General features: G+C 69.1%; 18 protein-coding genes. 11 read left to right on the top strand and 7 right to left on the bottom strand.

Annotated features, from left to right (window positions below):
- Positions 1-25 precede the first annotated feature (25 nt).
- Entirely contained in the window at positions 26-772 is a 747-nt protein-coding gene (locus tag ACFXHE_RS00995) for an SDR family NAD(P)-dependent oxidoreductase (protein WP_379378553.1), read from the top strand.
- Positions 773-778: 6 nt separating this feature from the next.
- On the opposite strand, the gene ACFXHE_RS00990 is transcribed toward ACFXHE_RS00995, so the two are convergent.
- A complete protein-coding gene (locus tag ACFXHE_RS00990; RefSeq protein WP_379378552.1) occupies positions 779-1,702 on the bottom strand; it encodes a zinc-binding dehydrogenase in 924 nt (307 codons plus the stop codon).
- A 144-nt stretch (positions 1,703-1,846) separates the two neighbouring features.
- Here ACFXHE_RS00990 and ACFXHE_RS00985 point away from each other — a divergent pair, with 144 nt between their 5' ends.
- Genes ACFXHE_RS00985 through ACFXHE_RS00970 form a run of 4 tightly spaced genes read left to right on the top strand, consistent with a single transcriptional unit; the run spans position 1,847 to position 6,909 of the window.
- Positions 1,847-3,472: an ABC transporter substrate-binding protein gene (locus ACFXHE_RS00985; RefSeq protein ID WP_379378550.1), complete on the top strand. Its 1,626-nt coding sequence runs from the start codon at positions 1,847-1,849 to the stop codon at positions 3,470-3,472.
- Positions 3,460-4,422, top strand: coding sequence for an ABC transporter permease (locus ACFXHE_RS00980; RefSeq protein WP_379378548.1), 963 nt, complete (start codon positions 3,460-3,462; stop codon positions 4,420-4,422). The genes ACFXHE_RS00985 and ACFXHE_RS00980 overlap by 13 nt, the downstream gene beginning before the upstream one ends.
- Positions 4,419-5,246, top strand: coding sequence for an ABC transporter permease (locus ACFXHE_RS00975; RefSeq protein WP_379378547.1), 828 nt, complete (start codon positions 4,419-4,421; stop codon positions 5,244-5,246). The genes ACFXHE_RS00980 and ACFXHE_RS00975 overlap by 4 nt, the downstream gene beginning before the upstream one ends.
- Positions 5,224-6,909 carry a dipeptide ABC transporter ATP-binding protein gene (locus tag ACFXHE_RS00970; protein WP_379378545.1) on the top strand — a complete coding sequence of 562 codons (1,686 nt, stop codon included), beginning with the start codon at positions 5,224-5,226 and terminating at the stop codon, positions 6,907-6,909. The genes ACFXHE_RS00975 and ACFXHE_RS00970 overlap by 23 nt, the downstream gene beginning before the upstream one ends.
- On the opposite strand, the gene ACFXHE_RS00965 is transcribed toward ACFXHE_RS00970, so the two are convergent.
- The 4 genes from ACFXHE_RS00965 to ACFXHE_RS00950 form a co-directional block, all read right to left on the bottom strand.
- Positions 6,849-7,706 carry an AfsR/SARP family transcriptional regulator gene (locus tag ACFXHE_RS00965; RefSeq protein ID WP_354838082.1) on the bottom strand — a complete coding sequence of 286 codons (858 nt, stop codon included), beginning with the start codon at positions 7,704-7,706 and terminating at the stop codon, positions 6,849-6,851. The two genes, ACFXHE_RS00970 and ACFXHE_RS00965, sit on opposite strands and share 61 nt — an antisense overlap.
- Before the next feature lie 47 nt (positions 7,707-7,753).
- Positions 7,754-8,416: a TetR/AcrR family transcriptional regulator gene (locus ACFXHE_RS00960; protein ID WP_379378543.1), complete on the bottom strand. Its 663-nt coding sequence runs from the start codon at positions 8,414-8,416 to the stop codon at positions 7,754-7,756.
- A 172-nt stretch (positions 8,417-8,588) separates the two neighbouring features.
- Positions 8,589-9,491 carry an MBL fold metallo-hydrolase gene (locus tag ACFXHE_RS00955; protein ID WP_379378541.1) on the bottom strand — a complete coding sequence of 301 codons (903 nt, stop codon included), beginning with the start codon at positions 9,489-9,491 and terminating at the stop codon, positions 8,589-8,591.
- Complete coding sequence (locus tag ACFXHE_RS00950) at positions 9,488-9,826, bottom strand: antibiotic biosynthesis monooxygenase family protein (protein ID WP_379378539.1); 339 nt, start codon at positions 9,824-9,826, stop codon at positions 9,488-9,490. Before ACFXHE_RS00950 ends, ACFXHE_RS00955 begins: the two co-directional genes overlap by 4 nt.
- Positions 9,827-10,026: 200 nt before the next feature.
- Here ACFXHE_RS00950 and ACFXHE_RS00945 point away from each other — a divergent pair, with 200 nt between their 5' ends.
- A complete protein-coding gene (locus ACFXHE_RS00945; protein WP_379378537.1) occupies positions 10,027-11,559 on the top strand; it encodes an MFS transporter in 1,533 nt (510 codons plus the stop codon).
- A 20-nt stretch (positions 11,560-11,579) separates the two neighbouring features.
- On the opposite strand, the gene ACFXHE_RS00940 is transcribed toward ACFXHE_RS00945, so the two are convergent.
- On the bottom strand, positions 11,580-12,434 hold the full coding sequence (locus ACFXHE_RS00940; RefSeq protein ID WP_379378535.1) for an NAD(P)H-binding protein: 855 nt from the start codon (positions 12,432-12,434) through the stop codon (positions 11,580-11,582).
- 162 nt (positions 12,435-12,596) lie between these two features.
- Here ACFXHE_RS00940 and ACFXHE_RS00935 point away from each other — a divergent pair, with 162 nt between their 5' ends.
- From ACFXHE_RS00935 to ACFXHE_RS00915, 5 genes are read left to right on the top strand one after another with little or no spacing between them, the layout of a single operon-like run.
- Positions 12,597-13,691, top strand: coding sequence for a methyltransferase (locus tag ACFXHE_RS00935; protein ID WP_379378533.1), 1,095 nt, complete (start codon positions 12,597-12,599; stop codon positions 13,689-13,691).
- The gene (locus ACFXHE_RS00930; RefSeq protein ID WP_379378531.1) at positions 13,660-14,703 is read left to right on the top strand and encodes a phosphotransferase family protein; all 1,044 of its coding nucleotides are present in this window, start codon (positions 13,660-13,662) and stop codon (positions 14,701-14,703) included. The genes ACFXHE_RS00935 and ACFXHE_RS00930 overlap by 32 nt, the downstream gene beginning before the upstream one ends.
- Positions 14,700-15,725: an MsnO8 family LLM class oxidoreductase gene (locus tag ACFXHE_RS00925; protein WP_379378529.1), complete on the top strand. Its 1,026-nt coding sequence runs from the start codon at positions 14,700-14,702 to the stop codon at positions 15,723-15,725. The genes ACFXHE_RS00930 and ACFXHE_RS00925 overlap by 4 nt, the downstream gene beginning before the upstream one ends.
- Positions 15,722-16,840: an LLM class flavin-dependent oxidoreductase gene (locus ACFXHE_RS00920; RefSeq protein WP_379378528.1), complete on the top strand. Its 1,119-nt coding sequence runs from the start codon at positions 15,722-15,724 to the stop codon at positions 16,838-16,840. Before ACFXHE_RS00925 ends, ACFXHE_RS00920 begins: the two co-directional genes overlap by 4 nt.
- Before the next feature lie 30 nt (positions 16,841-16,870).
- On the top strand, positions 16,871-17,170 hold the full coding sequence (locus tag ACFXHE_RS00915; RefSeq protein WP_354838102.1) for a muconolactone Delta-isomerase family protein: 300 nt from the start codon (positions 16,871-16,873) through the stop codon (positions 17,168-17,170).
- A gap of 57 nt (positions 17,171-17,227) precedes the next feature.
- On the opposite strand, the gene ACFXHE_RS00910 is transcribed toward ACFXHE_RS00915, so the two are convergent.
- Positions 17,228-18,100, bottom strand: coding sequence for an alpha/beta fold hydrolase (locus ACFXHE_RS00910; protein ID WP_379378526.1), 873 nt, complete (start codon positions 18,098-18,100; stop codon positions 17,228-17,230).
- Positions 18,101-18,120: the final 20 nt, after the last annotated feature.

Below are 18,120 nucleotides of genomic sequence, written 5' to 3'. Positions count from 1 at the left end.
CGACTGTCCACCTGGAGGAGAAGTAATGACTGTGCAGCCGAATGGTTTGGCCGAACGCCGCATCGTGATCACCGGCGGTGGCCGCGGGCTGGGCCGCGTGGTGGCCGAGGATCTGCTCCGCCACGGCGCGCGCGTAGTGATCGTCGGCAGGGAATCGACTGCGACACAGTGGATTCAGGAGCATCCCGCCGGGAGCGCCGTGACTGCGGATGTCACCGACGCCGCGCAGCTGGCGGCGGCCTTCGCCGAGGCAGGCAGCAGGCTCGGCGGTGTCGATGTGGTGTTCGCGAACGCCGGCGTGAGCCGCCCCGGCCCCTTGGCGGTCACGCCGCCGGAAAATTTCATTACGGTGCTCGAAACCAATGTCGTCGGAACGTTTCTCACCCTGCAGGCGGCGGTGCCCTATCTGGCCGACTCCGGGTCCGCCCGGTTCATCGCCCTGTCGTCGGCCCTGGCGCAGCGGATCGCGCCGGGCGCGGGCGCCTACTCGATCAGCAAGGCGGCCATCGAGACCCTGGTCCGCATCGCGGCGATAGAGCTTGCGCCGCAATCCATCTCGGTGAACGCCCTGTCTCCCGGTTTCATCGACGAGGGGATGGGCCGCGATCTCATCGCGAATCCACCGGTGTGGGGCCGGTACCTACCGACCATCGCGGCGGGTAGGCCGGGGCGGGCCGAGGAGATCGCCGGTGTGGCCCGGTTCCTTGCGGGTCCGGACTCGGACTACGTCAACGGCCATGTGCTCGAGGTGAACGGCGGCCTCGCGTTCTGACGCCTGCTACCAGTGCAGGACCGCCTTGCCGTGAAAGGTCCGCTCCCGGAGTGCGGTCAGCGTGTCGTCGAGCGTGTCCAGCGGCCCGGTTCGGTTCACGGCGAGGCTCAAATCCCCTGCAGCCCAGCGCCGTCCGAGCCAGAGCAGATCGTCGGCGGCCCCGGTCCCGGCATCGAGCTCGTCGAACAGGTTCACGTAGCTCAGGCTCACCCCGGGCCGCCGATGTCCCCAATCGACCGGCAGCTCGAGCGGCGCGCGGACGGTATTGCCGAAACTCACCAGCACGCCTCGCGGTTTCAGCAGCTCGAACGCCGCCTGCAGCGTCGGTCCGCCGACACTGTCGAACACGACGTCGACCGGCCGCGGTGCGATCGGCTCGCCCTCCGGAGAGACGACATCGAGCCCGGCACCGGTGATTTCGAGCCCGGTGCCGGTGAACCGGTGCCGGACCGACAGCACCTCGGCCCCGGCAGTGTGGGCGAGTTGCGCCAGCACCCCACCGACGCCGCCACTCGTTCCGGTGACCAGCACGGTCCTGCCGATGATCGGCCCGGCCCGCCGGATGGCCGCGAGCGCCGTCAACCCGGCCACGGGCAGCGCGGCGAGATCGACGGCCGCGCCGGGGTCGTCGATGACCGCGACGTCGCGGCGCGGTACGGCGACCCGATCGGCCCACCCGTCGCCGCGCGCGAGCGCGACGACGGCCCGCGAGTGCGCCGGCCCGTCCGCGTCGGCGTCCTCGATCGTGCCGAGAATGTCCCAGCCGAGCCGGGATCCCGCCGGAAGTCGCTCCGCCCGGGTCAGCTCACCCCGGTTGATCCCGATGGCCTGCACCCGGACCAGCACCTCACCGGGCCCCGGCGTCGGCTCGTCGACCTCGATCAGCCGCGTCGGCGTCTGCCGGTCGCCGGTGGTCACTACCGCTCTCATAGCGCACCCGTCCTGTCTCGTGTCTTCACGCGATCCAGCAAAACGACTGCCGCGCAGCGCTGTCCAGCAAGCGCCGGACGCCTTCCAGCGTTCCTCCAGCGGCGCCGGAGTGCGGCTGCATCAGCGGCGACAACACTGCGAACCATGATGGGTAGAACCGTGTGGCCGCTGGCCGCCCTGTTGACCGCTGCCGCGCTGGTCGCGGGCTGCTCCCCGGGTACGGATGGCGGGGGATCGGACGGGCCGCCGGTGGCCGGCGGCACGCTGCGTTTCGCGCTGCCCTCGGAGCCGAGTTGCCTGGACCCGGGGGTGAGTCCCGCCGACGCCACCGCTCTGATCGATCGCGGTGTGGTGGATTCCCTGGTGGCGCAGGGCAATGACAACACTTTCCACCCCTGGCTGGCGAAGAGCTGGACGATCAGCGATGACCTGACGCGGTACGTCTTCACCTTGCGCGACGATGTGGTGTTCCACGACGGTACCCGGCTCGATGCCGCCGCGGTCAAGGCGAACTTCGACCGGATCGTCGATCCGAACACCAAATCCCAATGGGCGGCAACGCTGCTGGGACCGTACAGCCGGTCGACCGTGATCGACGAGCACACCGTCGAGGTGGCGTTCACCGAGCCCTTCCAACCGTTCCTCGCGGCGGCGAGCACCACCGCCCTGGGTATCCAGTCGCCGAAGAACTTCGCCGACAACGCCGGCAAGCTCTGCGATCACGTGGTCGGGTCGGGTCCGTTCACCTTCGCCGGGCATGCCGCGCAGCAGAGCGTCAGCCTGGCCAAGTTCGCCGGATACGGCTGGGCCCCGGAGACGTCGGCGCATGCGGGGCCCGCGCACCTCGATGGTGTCGAGTTCCGTTTCGTGCCGGAGAACTCGACCCGCATCGGGGCGTTGACCAGCGGCCAGATCGACGGACTGCTGTCGGTGCCCGCGCAGAACGTCAGCGACCTGAAGGCGGATCCTTCGCTCCGGTACACCCGCTACGACGCACAGGGCACCGGCTACGGCGTCTACATCAATACGCGGCGGGGCCCGTGGCAGGACCCACGCGTTCGCCGGGCGTTGCAGCGATCGACCGATGTCGACGCGATCCTGTCCTCGATCTATTTCGGCGTCTACAGCCGGTCCTGGAGCATCCTGACCCCGGCCACCCAGTTCTACGATGCGGCACTGGAGAATTCGTGGAACTACAGCACCGACGAGGCCAACCGGCTGCTCGACGAGGCCGGGTGGAACCAGCGCGACGCAGCGGGCTACCGGGTCAAGGATGGCGTCCGGCTCCGCGCGACCTGGACGACCACCAGGGCACAGGACGAATCCAACTATCGGGGTCTGGTCGGGCTGGCCATCGTCGCCTCGGCCGAGAAGGTCGGCATCGAGATCGTCCGCACCAATGTCCAGACCGGTGAGCTCTTCCAGCTCGTCGCGCGCGGCGACTACGACCTGTTCGACACCAGCTGGTCATCCAACTCGCCGGACATCATGCGCAGCTTCCTGCTTTCCACCGCCAAACCGATGGCGGGACAGAATATTTCGTGGGTGAACGACCCGCAGGTCGACGCGTGGGTCGGCAATGCCGCGCGCACCCTCGACGCGGGCGCGCAGCGCGCGGACTATGCCGCCGCCCAGCACTGGGCCATCGATCAGGCGGTGCTCGTTCCGATCTTCGTGCCCGCCAGCCAGGTCGCGACCCGCACCCGGGTGCACGGTATCGCCCCCGCCCCGGCGTCGTACCCGGTCTTCTACGATGCGTGGCTGAGCTGATGGCCGCGTTGGTGACCGTCGCCGGTGCGATCCTGCGCCGGGTCCTCGGAATCGCCGGAATCCTCACGGGGGTCGCGACCGTGACGTTCCTGGCCATGGCGCTCGTGCCCGGCGATCCGGCCTACGCCATGCTCGGCAACGCGCCCGCGACCCCGGCGACCCTGGCCGCCATCCGTGCGCAGATGGGCCTGGACGAGCCACTGCCGCAGCGGTTTCTGCACTATCTGGGCCGCCTGGCCCGCGGCGATTTCGGCGAATCCTTCCAACGACAGCAGCCGGTACTGCATGTGATCGGCGAACAGCTCACTCCGACACTGCAACTCGCCGCAGCGGCCATCACCCTCGGCGTCGCGGGTGCGCTGGTCACGGTGGTCGCGACCTCGGGGACACGCCGCGCGCCGCGGGCGATCGCCCATGCGCTGGAGCTGATCGCGGTCTCCACGCCGACCTTCTGGACCGGCACCCTGCTGCTGGCGGGCCTCTCGTTCCGCCTGCATCTGTTCCCCTCGACCGGGTCCGGTCCGGCGGCCCTGGTCCTGCCCGCGACCACCCTGGCCGTGCCCATCGGCGCGCTGCTCGCCCAGGTGATGCGGGACGGCGTGGACGCGGTCATGTTGTCCCCGTTCGTGCTCAGCGCCCGCGCCCGGGGGTTGGGTGAGCTGGACATCCGAATCCATCACGCGCTGCGGCACACGCTGCTGTCCGCCGTCACGGTCAGCGGTTGGCTGGTCGGCGGTCTGCTCAGCGGCGCGGTGCTGGTCGAGACGGTGTTCGCGCGCCCGGGTCTGGGGCGAGTTCTGTTGTCGGCGGTCACCACTCACGATTTTCCGGTTGTCATCGCGCTGGTCATGTTCGGCTCGCTGCTGTTCATCGTCGTCAATTCCGTGGTGGACCTGGCCTACCGGGTCATCGATCCGCGCTCGGCGACGCCCTCGGGGGTGGCCCGGTGACCGCGACGCGGAACGCGCGGCTCGTCCTGCCCGGCCTCATCGCAGCCGTGCTGGCGGCCTGTGTCCTCGTGCCCGGCTGGATCGCGACGCGATCGCCCATCGAGGTCGATCTCGGTCAGGCGCTGGCGACGCCCGGCCGCCACCACTTCCTGGGCACCGATCAGCTCGGACGAGACATCTTCGCGCGCATCGTCTTCGGCGCCCGCTATTCGATCCTCGTCGGTCTCACCGCGACCCTGCTGGCCGTGCTCGGCGGCACGTTGATCGGGCTGTGCGCCGCGCTCGGCGGCCGGCTCATCGACACCGTCATCGCGCGGGGGCTGGACATCGTGCTGGCGTTTCCGGGCGTCCTGCTGACGCTGTTGGTGATCGCGATGCTCGGGCAGGGGGCCGACAGTCTGATCGCGGCGATCGCCATCGCCGAATCCGCCTCATACGCCAGGCTGGTCAGGTCGCAGGCCCTGGTGGTGCGGAACGCCGACTACGTGCGGGCATCGATCGCGCTGGGCCGCTCGCCCGGATATCGGATCGCCCGCCACATCGTCCCGAACTCGCTGCGCCCGACCGTCGTGCTGGCGACCCTCGGCGTCGGTAGCTCGATCATGATCGGTTCGGCCCTGAGCTTCCTGGGGCTCGGCCCGAAAGAGCCCACCCCCGAATGGGGTTCGATGCTCGCGGCGGGCCGTGAACTCTTGTCCAAATCGTGGTGGGTGGCCGTTCCGCCCGGAGCCGCCATCACCCTCACCGTCGTCACCGTCACCGTGCTCGGCCGGGCACTGCAACAACGTTGGGAGGGCGGCCTTGCCCGTTCTGCACGTCGATGATCTGCACGTCTCCTTCGGCCGGGGCGGTGACCGGGTAGCGGCGGTGCGCGGCATCGGTTTCGAGCTCGCGGCCGGTGAATGCCTGGCGATCGTGGGGGAATCCGGGTCCGGCAAGAGCGTCACCGCCCGCGCGCTGCTGGGCCTGACCGGACCTGGCTCGACGGTCGCCGCCCGGTCCCTGCGCCTGCGCGACATCGATCTGGATCGATTGTCCGTGCGGGAGTGGCGTTCCGTGCGCGGCCGGGAGATCGCGCTGATCCTGCAGGACGCGCTGATCTCGCTGGACCCGTTGCGGCCGGTCGCGGCCGAGGTGGGCGACACGCTCCGCGCGCACCGGCTCGCGCGCTCCGCGGCCGAGCGCGCCCGCCGGGTCGACGAGTTGCTGAGATCGGTCGGCATCGACGATCCGGAACTACACAGAACCCTGCGCCCCCACCAGCTTTCGGGCGGGCAGCGGCAGCGGGTATTGATCGCGTCCGCCCTCGCGGGGCGGCCGAAGGTGATCATCGCCGACGAGCCGACGACGGCCCTCGACGCCACCGTGCAGGCCCGGATCCTGACACTGCTGGCCGCCCTGCGCGATGACGGCACGGCCCTGCTGCTGGTCAGCCACGACCTCTCGGTGGTCGCCGGAATCGCCGACCGGGTCGCGGTCATGCACGAGGGCCGCATTGTCGAACAGGGCCCGGCCGCACGGGTTCTCGGCGCACCCGAGCACCCCTACACCCGGCGGCTGCTGGCGGCGGTCCCGACTCCCGACAAACGGGGAAGGCGGCTGTCCGGGGATGGCCGGACTGCCGCGCGATCGGAACCGGCGGTCCGCGCCGACGCCGGGACCGAATCCGCGCCGCCCGCCCTGTCCGTGACGGGGTTGTGCAAGTCGTTCCGCGTGGCCCGCGGCCGGTCGGTGGCGGCCGTCACCGAGGTCGGCTTCGAGCTGCCGGTCGGCACCACGCTGGGCCTGGTCGGCGAATCCGGCTCCGGCAAGAGCACCACCGCCGCACTGGTTCTCGGCCTGCTGCGACCGGACGCCGGCACCGTCACCCTCGGCGGCCGACCCTGGAGCGCTCTGCCCGAGCGCGCCCGCCGGGCCCGGCGGGCGCAGGTCGGCGTCGTCTGGCAGGACCCGGCGAGTTCGTTCGATCCCCGCTGGGACGTCACCCGGATCATCGGTGAGGCCCTGCCCGCGCGCGGGCGCAGCGCCGCCGATCAGCGCAAGCGAATCCTGGGCCTGCTCGATTCCGTGGGTCTGCCACAAGCTTTCGAACGGCGGCGGCCCGGCGAGATGTCCGGCGGGCAGCGCCAGCGGGTGGCCATCGCCCGCGCCCTGGCCTCCGATCCCGCCGTCCTGATCTGCGACGAGCCGGTCTCCGCCCTGGATGTCACCATTCAGGCGCAGATCCTGGATCTGCTCGCGGATCTGAAAGCCCAACGGGGACTGTCGATGCTGTTCGTTTCGCACGATCTCGCGGTCGTGCAGCACCTCAGCGACTCCGTGGCGGTGATGTCCGCGGGCCGGATCGTGGAGCAGGGGAGTGTCGACCAGGTCTTCGACACCCCGCAGCACGACGTCACCCGGGCCCTGCTCGCCGCGGTCCGGCTTCAGCCGCAGAGCGAATCCACCTGCGGTCGCAGTCGACCCGCGATGAGCTCGGCCGAATAGCGCGAGGCGGCAACGATTTTCGGTGGCGGAGCCAACTCTGGAGCGCTGCGCAGCACCTTGTGGTGCAGTTGCTGCAGCGCCGGGGTGGGCTCCAAGCCCAGCTCCTCGGCCAGCCGGTGCCGCAACCGCTCGTACACCTGCAGCGCGTGCGCCTGCCGGCCGGAGCGGTAGAGCGCGATGATCAGATGCGCGTGCAGGCTCTCCAGCAGCGGCGAGCGCTGCACCATCCCGCTGAGTTCACCGATCAGTTCGCGATGGCGGCCCAGCCGCAGATCCACCTCGATGCGATGTTCCAGGATCGACAGCCGCACCTCGTTCAGGCTGGTGGCCCACATGGTCAGCACCGGACCGGGTTTGATGTCGGTGAAGACCGGGCCGCGCCACACCGCCAGGGCCGCGCGCAGCGCGCTGTCGGCGCTGTCGTCGTCCTCGGCCGCCAGTGCCATCCGGGCCAGCCGGACCTTGTCCTCGAAGACGTCGACATCGAATTCCCCGGGGCCCACATGCAGGAGGTAGCCGCGTTCGCGGGTCTCCAGCCGGGACTCGCCCCGATCCAGGTTCGAGCTGTGCTCGCCGAGGCATTTGCGCAACTGCATGACATAGGTCTGGAGCGTGGAGGCCGCCGAGGACGGCGGCGCCGACTCCCACAGTTCCTCGATGCAGTAGTCGGCCGAGATCACCCGGTTCGCGTTCATCAACAGCAGGGCGAGCAGTTGGCGCTGCTTCGGTGCGCTCGGGACTGCGCCGACACCGTCGATGCAGCACTGCAGTGATCCCAATACCCCGAATTTGATCATGTGTAGCTCCCGAGCTGTATGAAGATTTCAGCGCGCCGGAAATCCGGTCACGCTGGTCGTTCGATCGCGTAGGCGCGCAGAATCAGTCGTGCGGCGCGCGCCGAGATCTCTGCGGCCCGGTCCGGCGTGAGCGCGATGGTGCCGAAGGCCGAGGCCTGCTGGCCGTCGTGGGACAGCTGCGCGAAGAACTGGCCCGCCACCTCCGCCGGTTCGGTCGTCTCCAGAATGCCCGCCGCGGCGAGCACTTCGAGGCGATGGGCGAGCCACCCGGCGATCCGCGGCCCCTGCGCCACGGATTGGTCGGCACAGACCTGATGCAGGTCCGGGTGCCGTGCCACCTCACCGACGATCAGCCGCCGTACCGCGGACACCCGCTCGGACAGGGTCACCGCGAGGAACAAACGCCCCACCGTGACCAGATCCTCGAAGACGGTGTCCGGATTCCGCAGCAGGCGCGGATCGAGTTCGTCGGCCGTATCGGCCGCCGCCCGCACCCCGGCGAGTACCACCCGGAACAGGGTCCGTTTGTCGCCGAAGTAGTTGTAGATCGTCTGCTTGGACACGCCGGCCTGCTCGGCGATGGCCTCGACACTGGTTCGCTCGTAACCGAATTCGAGGAACGAGTCCGTGGCGGCATCCACGATCACCGACCGCTTGCTCGCCGCGCGTGAATCCAGCGCGACTGCGGCCCGGGACGAAGCTGACACCATGGGCACACTCCTTCATTCGAAATGCGATCCGATTCCACAGGCTAGCCAGCGTCCGCCGGGTGCGGAATCGTCCCGCTCGCCGTGATCGGAAGGCTTCGTCAGTATTTCATAATCTGTTACGGCACAGTCGAATTGGTGACAGGTCGGCAATCGGCGGGTGGGTGTGCCGAGGTCAGGCGGAGGCCGGGATCGAATGCCCCAGGAAGGCCGCCATATCCGCCAGGACCGGTCCCGAGCGGATCGGCGCGGCGGTGTCCGCGATCTCGGCGTACGCACAATGGAGATTAGCCACCAAACGCTCCGGTTCATTCCACGACGACCACGGATGGTCGCCCAGTCGCGCCGGATCGACCTGGCGGGCCGCCTCGAGTGGCGTCGCGCCGGACGGCATCGCGTCCCGGGCCACCGCGAGCAGCCAGTCGAGATAGTCACGGGTCTCGGTGAGGATGTGACGGCCGGCGACCTCGCCGTGGCCGCCGATGATGGTCTCGGGCGCGAGGTCCCGCAGCCGATCGATCCAGTCGAGCATGCCGTGCACCGAACCCGACAGCAGGAACGGTGTCGTGCCGGGCATGACGAGATCACCCGCGATGAGGACCCGCGCGTGCGGCGCCCACACCGCCAGATCGGCGTCGGTGTGTCCGATACCCCCGGTGAGCAGGTGGATCTCGCGCTCACCGGCGTGCAGGACGGCCCGATCACCCACCCCGACACCGGGCAGCACCAAGGGCAGGTCCCCCCAATCGATCTCGGGCCACAGGGCCCGCACCGCCCAGCCGTTGCGAGCCATCGTCGGCCGGCACCGCCGATGCGCGACGACCGGAGCCGGTGCGAACAGCGCGTTCCCCGCCGTGTGGTCCCCGTGCCAATGGGTGTTGATCACCATCGCCGGTGAGCCCGCGCCGATCCGCGTCAGCGCGGAACGCAAACCGCGGGCCCGGCTTTCGGTGCCCAGCGTGTCCACCAGAACGGATTCGCCGCCGCCGCGGACGAGCGCGGCATTGCTCACGCACCAGCCGCCGGGGCGCTCGATATAGGCGAAGACGCCGTCGGCGACCTCGTCGAGTGCACTCACCCCGACTGCCCGGCCGATCGAATGATCCGGCACAGCTGCGGATCTCCGGCCGCCACCTCGCCGACCCGGGTGCGGGTGCGGAATTCCGGATTCGAGGTCGCGCGCAGGAATGCCTCGCGGCCGGACCAGCGAGCGATATTGATGTAGACGTCCGGATCGCTCTCGGATTTGAGCAATTCGTAATGCCGGAAGCCGGGTTGCCGCGAGAAATAGTCCGCGACATCGGCATAGATCGATTCGAATCGCTCCGCCGGACCTGCCAGGCGCAGGACGTTCACGAAGACGTACTCGGACTGCTGCCCGGCCGCTACCGGGTCGGTCGTTGGATCGGACACCGATCGTCCTCACTTCTCATCGATCGAACACGTGTCTCCAGCATGTGCGCGGGATCTGCAGCGCCACTGGAGTCCCGCTGGAGTCTTGCTGGAGTCCCGCTGGAGCCGGATTGACGGTGGACTCATGAGTCCAGATATTGGACCCATGAGTCCACCGGACTTGAATCACCTTTGTGTCCAAGGGAATTGGAGCCCAATCCATGTCCACACCGTCTCCGTCGCTCGACACCACACGGTCCCGGATTTCCCGTCCGCCGGATTGGGCGGTGCTGAGCCTGCTCTGCCTGGGGCAGCTGATCGTCGTCCTCGACCTTTCGATCGTCAATGTCGCGCTGCCCGCCATCCAGGGTTCGCTCGACTTCTCCGACGCCGGACTGCAATGGGTGGTCAACGGCTACGCCATCACCTTCGCCGGCTTCCTGTTGCTCGGCGGCCGGGTCGCCGACCTGATCGGCCGCCGGCGGGTGTTCCTCATCGGCCTCACCATCTTCACCCTCGCCAGCCTGGCCGGTGGACTGGCCAGATCGTCGGAATGGCTGGTGATCGCCCGCGTCATCCAGGGTTTCGGCGGCGCGCTGCTCTCGCCCGCCACCCTGGCGATCCTGTCGACCACCTTCACCGAGGGCAAGGCACGGGCCCGTGCCACCGCGGCCTGGGGTGCGATCTCCGGGGCCGGGGCCGCACTGGGGTCGGTGCTCGGCGGGGTGCTGACCGATATCGCCAGCTGGCAGTGGATCTTCTACGTCAATATCCCGCTCGGTGCGCTGGCCCTGGCACTGACCTATCCGTTGCTCGGTGAGAGCCGGGGCGCGGCGGGTAAGCGGCTCGACGGGGTCGGCGCGGTGCTCGTCACCACGGCGCTGGTGGCGCTGGTGTTCGGTGCGGTGGACTCGCAAAACCACGGCTGGTCCGCACCCTCGACGTGGGGGCCGATCGCAGGCGCGGCCGTGCTGCTGGTCTGGTTCACGCTGCACGAGGCGAAGGTCGCGGCCGCGCCGCTGATTCCGTTGTACGTCTTGAAGATCCGGTCGGTCGCCTTCGCCAATATCGTCATGTTCTGGATCGGTGCGGCGGTGATCGCGCACTTCTACTTCCTGTCGCTGTACATGCAGAACATCCTGGGCTACAACGCCTTCCGCACCGGCATCGCGTTCCTGCCCGGCGCGGTGGCGATGACCATCGGCGCGTACTCGGGTCCGCCGCTGGTCAAGCGATTCGGGGGCGTCCGCCCGCTGCTGACCGGCGCGCCCGCGTTGAGCGCGCTCGGCTTGCTCTGGCTCGCGTTCGTCCCGGATCACGGCTCCTTCGCGCTGCATGTGCTGATCCCCCAGGTCCTGATCACCCTCGGTGCGGGCTTGGTGATGGTGCCTCTGGTCATTGCCGCCACCGGCGGCGTGGCGCCCGCCGAGGCCGGCGTGGCCTCCGGAATCATCAACACCACCAGGCAATTCGGTGGAGCCATCGGCCTGGCGGTGCTGGCCACCATCGCTGCCTCGCGGACCGGTTCCGGCAGTGGCGGCCACCCGCCGTCGCACGCTGAGTTGCTGTCCGGCTATCACGCCGCGTTCGGTGTCGGCGCGGTCTTCGCGGTGGTGGCGCTGGTGTTCACCTTCGGGCTGCGGACCGCCGCGCCGCCCGCACCGGCGGCGGCGACCCCGGCGGAGCCGGAGATCGACGCACCTGAGTCCGATGCCGCTCTGGAGACCACCGAAAGCAGTCCCGCCCGCCCGTGACCGATGCCGGGCGAGGGTCCTCACGAGTCGCCGAGGAACCTCGCCCGGTGGTCGCGCACGAACTCCTCGTAGCTGATCGGCGGTGTTCCGGTGAGTATTTCGACGTCATCGAAGATCCGGCCCCGGACCGGTCCCGCGGCGGCCCGGGCGGCGGTGACCGCGTCCGCGACCGCCGCGGGCAACCGGCGGGCCAGCCGCTCCCGCTCCTGGTCGATCGAGATCTCCCGCACGGCGATCGGCCGGCCGAGCACCTCGGCGAGAACGGCCACCTGCTCACGCGGGCTCACCGCCTGCGGGCCGCTGAGCCGCAGCACCGGTGCGCCGGCGGGGTCGGTCTCCGTAGACAGCGCCCGGGCTGCCACCCGCCCGATATCGCGGGGATCGAGGTGGGCCGCGGGCAGATCGGGCAGCGCCACCTCGACCACGCCGGTGCCGAGAATCGAAGGGATCCACGCGAATGTATTGGAATAGAACCCGTTCGGCCGCAACACGATCGACGGAATACCGGACTCGACGGCCACTCGCTCGCCCGCGGCATGCCAGCCGCCGAGCGCGCCGTCCGGATTCTCGTCCACTGCCAGCGACGAGACCGTGACCACCCGCCGCACGCCCGCCGCCGCGGCGGCCGCGACCACGGTGGCGTCCTGCCTCGCCTTCAGATGGCCGGAGGTCGCGATGAAGACCGAATCCACGCCCTCCAGTAGCGGATCCAGTGTGCGGGGAACATCGAGGTCCCCGGCCACGAATTCCACGCCCGCCACCGGGGCGGTCCGGCCGGGATCCCTGGTCAGGGCGCGGACCTTCGCGCCCTGCCGCGACAATTCCCGCACCGTCGCGGTGCCGACGATACCGGTGGCTCCGACCACGAGAATCATACGAATCATCTCCCTTGCAACGCGATTCACTGCGACGGCGGGAGCGTATCCGGCAATTCGGGCGCACGGTCGAATGCCGGATCAGCGCTCCAGAGATCCTCCAGGAGCCGTGCAGCAGCGCTTTCTACGGTCGATTCCGACGCCAAACCTCAGGAGAACTCGATGAGTCACGTCTCCACACCGCTGATCCCCGCTCCCGGTGAGACCCTCGACAACACCGATTCCGGTGGATCGCCCGCACACATTCTCGGCCTGGTCTCCGGGGCCCGCCGCGCCCAGGTGGTGCTGGCCGCGGTGGAGCTGGACCTGTTCACCGCACTGGCCGAAAAAGAGCTTCCGGCAGCCGAAATCACCGCGATCACCGGAATTCAACCCGAATGGTCGCGCGATTTCCTCGATGCCGTCGCCACCACCGGACTGCTCATCACCGATCACGGTCGTTACGCGAACAGTCCCGATGCGCACCGTTATCTGGTACGTGGCCGCCCCCACTATCTCGGCGGATTCCTGCGTTTCCTCGACAAGACCCTGCATCCGGCCTGGACCGGGCTCGCCGTCAGCCTGAAATCCGGGAAGCCGGCCAATTCCGATGCGGCGGACGGTGATCCATACGGCACCCTGTTCACCGACGCCGACGATCGTCGCGCCTTCTTCGAGGCGATGGATGTGCTCAACGCCCCCATCGGCGCGGCGCTGTCCCGGCTGGACTGGTCCCAGCGCACCACCTTCGCCGATATCGGCGGCGCGCGCGGAAATATCGCCGCGGAACTGGTGCGAGCCCACCCACACCTCACGGCACAGGTCTTCGACCTGCCCGAGGTCGAGCCCGAATTCGACGCCCACATCACCGAACTGGGGTTGACCGACCGGATCGCCTTCCGGCCCGGTGACTTCTTCACCGATCCGCTGCCCAGCGCCGATGTGCTCATTTTCGGGCACGTCCTGCACAACTGGCCCGTCCATCGGCGGCAGCAGCTCATCGCCGCCGCCTACGCGGCGCTGCCGGAGGGCGGCACCATCGCGATCTACGACCCGGTGCTCGATCCGGTCAGCCCCACCCCACCGGCCCTGCTCGCCAGCCTGAACATGCTGGTGTGGTCCTCCGGCGGCAGCGAGTACACCGTCGCGGAGGCCGAAACCTGGCTGCGCGCCGCGGGATTCGTTGATATCGCCGCGGCTCCGCTCGGTCCGACATCCACGCTCATCACCGGCGAAAGGCCACATCATGGCGGTGCCACTGCAGCGATCGCCGAATAGCACTCGGGATCTGGTGCTGGGCTGGCTGTCCCGCACCTCGACCGGGTACGACATCGATCCGGACAGCGTCGATATCTCGCTGCCGCGCAACGGTTTCTCGGCGGAGACCATTCAGGTGACCGCGCGCGATATCGCGGGCGGCACCCACCGTTCGATCATCCGGGTCGGCGCCACCGGAGAGCGGATCTATCCCACCGAATCGATTGTGGCGCAGGCCGATGCGCTGCGGGCGGTCCGCCGCCACAGCGATGTGCCCGTGCCCGAGGTGCTGGCCGTCGAACCCGATGCCACCGTGCTGGGCGCACCGTTCTTCCTGATGGAGTTCGTCGACGGCCGGGTCCCGCCGGACTTTCCGTCCTACCACCGGTCGGGCTGGGTCGCCGACCTGGTGCCCAGCGAACGCACGGCGGTCTGGTGGGCGGCCCTGACCGCGCTCGAACGACTGCATTCGATCACAGCGGACACCGCCGATCTGCCCGATCTGGGTCCTGCGGGTCCCGCTGCGCAGGTGCGGTATTGGAGCGATGCGCTGGACTTCTATCGCTGCGCGGACGATCCGGTGATCCGGCGGGCCCAGCGGTGGCTGGCGGGCAATATCCCGGTTCACCGGTCGCCGTACGTGCTGCTGTGGGGTGATGCCAGGCTCGGCAACATCATCTACCGCGATACCGAGGTCGCCGCCCTCGTCGACTGGGAGATGACCGGATACGGCGAGCCCGAGAGTGATCTCGCCTGGTTCCTGTACCTGGACCGGCACCTGAGCCGGGGGATCGGCGCACAGCGACTGTACGGGCTGCCCGACCGGGACCGAACCGTCGAGGCGTACGCCGCGCTGTCCGGCCGGACCCTGCGCAATCTCACCTTCTACGAGGTGCTGGCCGGATTCAAATTCGCGCTCATCACCGCGGCGGTGACGCGCCGCGCGGCGCGCACCGGACTGCCCTCGGATACGCCATTTCCCTTGCACCGCAATGCGGTAGCCCTGCTCGACGAAACCCTGGAGGCGCTATGACCATCAGATTGTCCATCCTCGACCAGGCTCCGGTCCCCGAGGGCACGCTCCAGTCGCAGGCTCTGGCCAATTCTCTCGACCTCGCCCGCCACGCCGAACGCTTCGGCTACACCCGCTACTGGGTCGCCGAACACCATGCCATGTACTCGCACGCCATCTCGGCGCCCGAGATCCTGGTGACCGCGATCGCCTCGGCGACCTCGACGCTGCGGGTCGGATCGGGCGGGGTGCTGCTCACGCACTACAGCCCGTTCAAGGTGGCCGAGACGTTCCGGACGCTGACGGCCCTGCATTCGGGCCGCATCGACCTCGGCATCGGACGGTCCACGGGCGCGGACGAGGTCGAAACCCTCGCACTGCGACCGGTGCCCGAGGCCGGACGCGGACCGTCGATCGACGCGAAGGTCGAACAGCTGCGCGCGTATCTGGCCGGCTCCCCGGCCGTCGACGGGGCGCGCCGCGCCCCGCTCGCGGTCCCGCTCGACGCGCCCGCACCGGATATCTGGCTGCTGGGCAGCAGCCCCGGGAGCGCCGTGTCGGCGGGCCGGGCCGGCATCGACTACGCGTTCGCGCATTTCATCAATCCAGGGGCGACCCGGGAGTCCATCGAGGCGTACCACCGGCTCGCGCCCGGGCGGTCGCCGATCGTCGCGATCACGGCGGTGGTCGCCGATACCGAGGCCGAGGCCGCGCGACTGTACTCGGCCCAACGCGCGGTGCGTAATCGGTTGTTCCGCAACGATGTCCGGCCGATTCCGGAGCCGGACACCGCGTTGGCGGAGCTGGCCCGCTACGGCGACATCCTCGAAAACGAGAATTTCGAATGGCCCCGGTACTTCTGGGGCACGCCCGCCCGCGTCGGTGACCGAATCCGTTCGCTCGCCTCGAGTCTCGACGTCGAGGAGATCATCGTCGTCACCACGGTGCACGACCATCAGGCGCGGGTGCGCAGTTATGAACTCCTGGCCGCCGAGTTCGCGCTGCCGGCCGCCACCTCTTCACTCCAGGACGTGACGCGATGAAGTTCGGCATCAACCTCTTTCCCACCGTCGGCCCGCACGACCAGGCGCCGGTCGACTACTACGATCACGCGCTGTCGATCGCGGTCTATGCCGAAGAGCTCGGCTACCACCACGTCAAGACCGTCGAGCACTACTTCTTCGAATACGGCGGCTACAGCCCGGATCCGACCACCTTCCTGACCGCCGTCGCCGCCCGGACGGAGCGGATCCGGTTGATCACCGGCGCTGTGGTGCCCGCGTTCGATCATCCGATCAAACTCGCGGCGCGGCTGGCGGTGCTGGACAACATCAGCCACGGGCGGCTCGATGTCGGTGTCGCACGTGGATTCCTGCCGGACGAGTTCGCGGCTTTCCAACTGTCCCTGGATGATTCGCGGCCACGGTTCGACGCCACCGTGGCGGCGATCGTCGAGCTGTGGACGGGATCCGACGTGACCATCGACAACGGCTTCCACTCGTTCGGGCCGGTGACGCTGCAGCCGCGTCCGTTTCAGAGTCCGCACCCGCGCATCCTGGTGGCCACGGCGATCACCCCGGAGTCCGCCGAGCGGGCCGGTGCGGCCGGGTACGGGCTGCTGCTGGTGCCGTCGATCAATCCGCGGGAGAAGGTGCAGGACATCATCGCCAGGTATCGGGTGGCCCGGGAGGCCGCCGGATTCGACCCCGCCACAGCCGAAGTGCATCTGAGCTACAGCTCGTTTCTCGCCGACGACGCGGACGAGGCGCGCAGCCTCGGCGAGCAGTTCGCGAACACCAACCACCGTGCGCTGGCCCGGGCCGTCTCCGGCTGGTCGACCGCCCGCAGCACCCAGTACGAGGGGTACGAGAAGATCGTCGACCGGGTCGCGGGCGGGACCTTCGCCGCCCAGCTCGCCGCCGACAAGACCATCGTCGGGACGCCGGCCCAGGTCGTCGATCAGATCGCTCGTATCCGAGAGGCGTTCGGCGACGTGACGATCAGCCTGCAGACGCCGCCCAGCACCGCGCCCGAGGCCGTCGTGCGGCGCTCGGTGCAACTCTTCGCCGAGGACGTGCTGCCGCACTTCTCGACGCCCGTCGCACTCGACGGCACAGCTCCCGGCGTCGCGGCCGCGGCCGTCGCGCCGGGCCGATAGAAAACACCCGCACCAGAAGGAGTTTCGAGCATGGCGCTCTTCGCCGTTTTCACCAAGCAGCACCCCATCGGCATCAGCGCCGACGAATTCCGGCACCGGCTGCCGGAGGGATTCGCCCACCACGTCGATCTCGTGAAGCGTGGCATCATCAAGCACAGCTGGATCATTGCCGGACAGTCCGGCGGGCTGAATGTCTACGAGGTGGCCAGCCACGAGGAACTCACCGACGCGCTGTACGGCAACCCGCTGTCCTCGCACCTGGAGTTCGAGGTCTTCCCGCTGTCGGACCCGGGTGGGTTCGATGTCGACGAATTCGCCACGCGGGACTAGGACATGCGAAAGCGGGGTGGTCACCGATCGGTGACCACCCCGCTTTCGTGCATGCGGCTATCGGCCGCGGGCCAGGAATGTCTCGACGACGGAGCTGAACTCGGGCGCGTTGTCGACCCACGGATAGTGGCCCGCTCCCGCGATCGACACGTGCGTCGCAACCGGGAACAGTGCGGCGGCGGCGTTTCCGGCCTCCACACCGGTCAGCGCGTCCGCGGCGCCCGTCACGACCAGGACGGGTGCGGTGACCTGCCCGAACGTCGGCAGGAAGCGTTCGGGCTCGGTGCGATCGCCATTGCCGTGGAAGTGCTTCCACGCCTCGAGCGAGAACTGCTCGCGCTGTGTCGCGGCATGCGCGCGCTGCCGCTCACCCCACCCGCCGTACGCGGCCGGGACATAACGGTCAAGTAGGTCGAGCACAGCCTCGGGCGGATCCTGCGGCCCGGCCGCCGCCAATTCCCCGGCGGCGGTTCGCACCTCGTCGAACCACGGCTCGTCCGCGCGGGCATTCAGCAGGCTCCCGATATCGCCACCCCCGCCGAAGAAGTCCGGTCCCGGCACGACCAGCACCAGCCGGGACACCCGATCCGGATGGTGCCCGGCATACACGGCCGCCACCACCGCCCCCGACGAATGGCCGAGCACATCGATCGTCTCCACCCCGAGATGGGATCGCAGCGCGTCCACATCGCGGGCGAGCGACGGATACGCGTACTTGGCCGGATTGTCCGGGGCTGCAGTGGATCCCGTGCCCCGCGCGTCGTACCGGATCAGGGTCCGGCTCTCGGCGAGCCCGCCGAGGTCTTCGAGATACCGCGAATCCCGCGGTCCGCCCGGCACCACCACCAACGGCGGCCCCGATCCGATCGCCTCGAACGCCAGCTCGGCCCCATCGAACGACACTGCGGTGCCATGAGTCGAAGTAGTCATAGCCCGAACCTACGAACCCC

Origin of the sequence: Nocardia sp. NPDC059229 (assembly GCF_042754165.1) — a bacterium.
Classification (GTDB): Bacteria; Actinomycetota; Actinomycetes; order Mycobacteriales; family Mycobacteriaceae; genus Nocardia.
The sequence above is the reverse complement of the archived record's forward strand: the minus strand, read 5'-3'. Positions and strand labels throughout refer to the sequence as shown.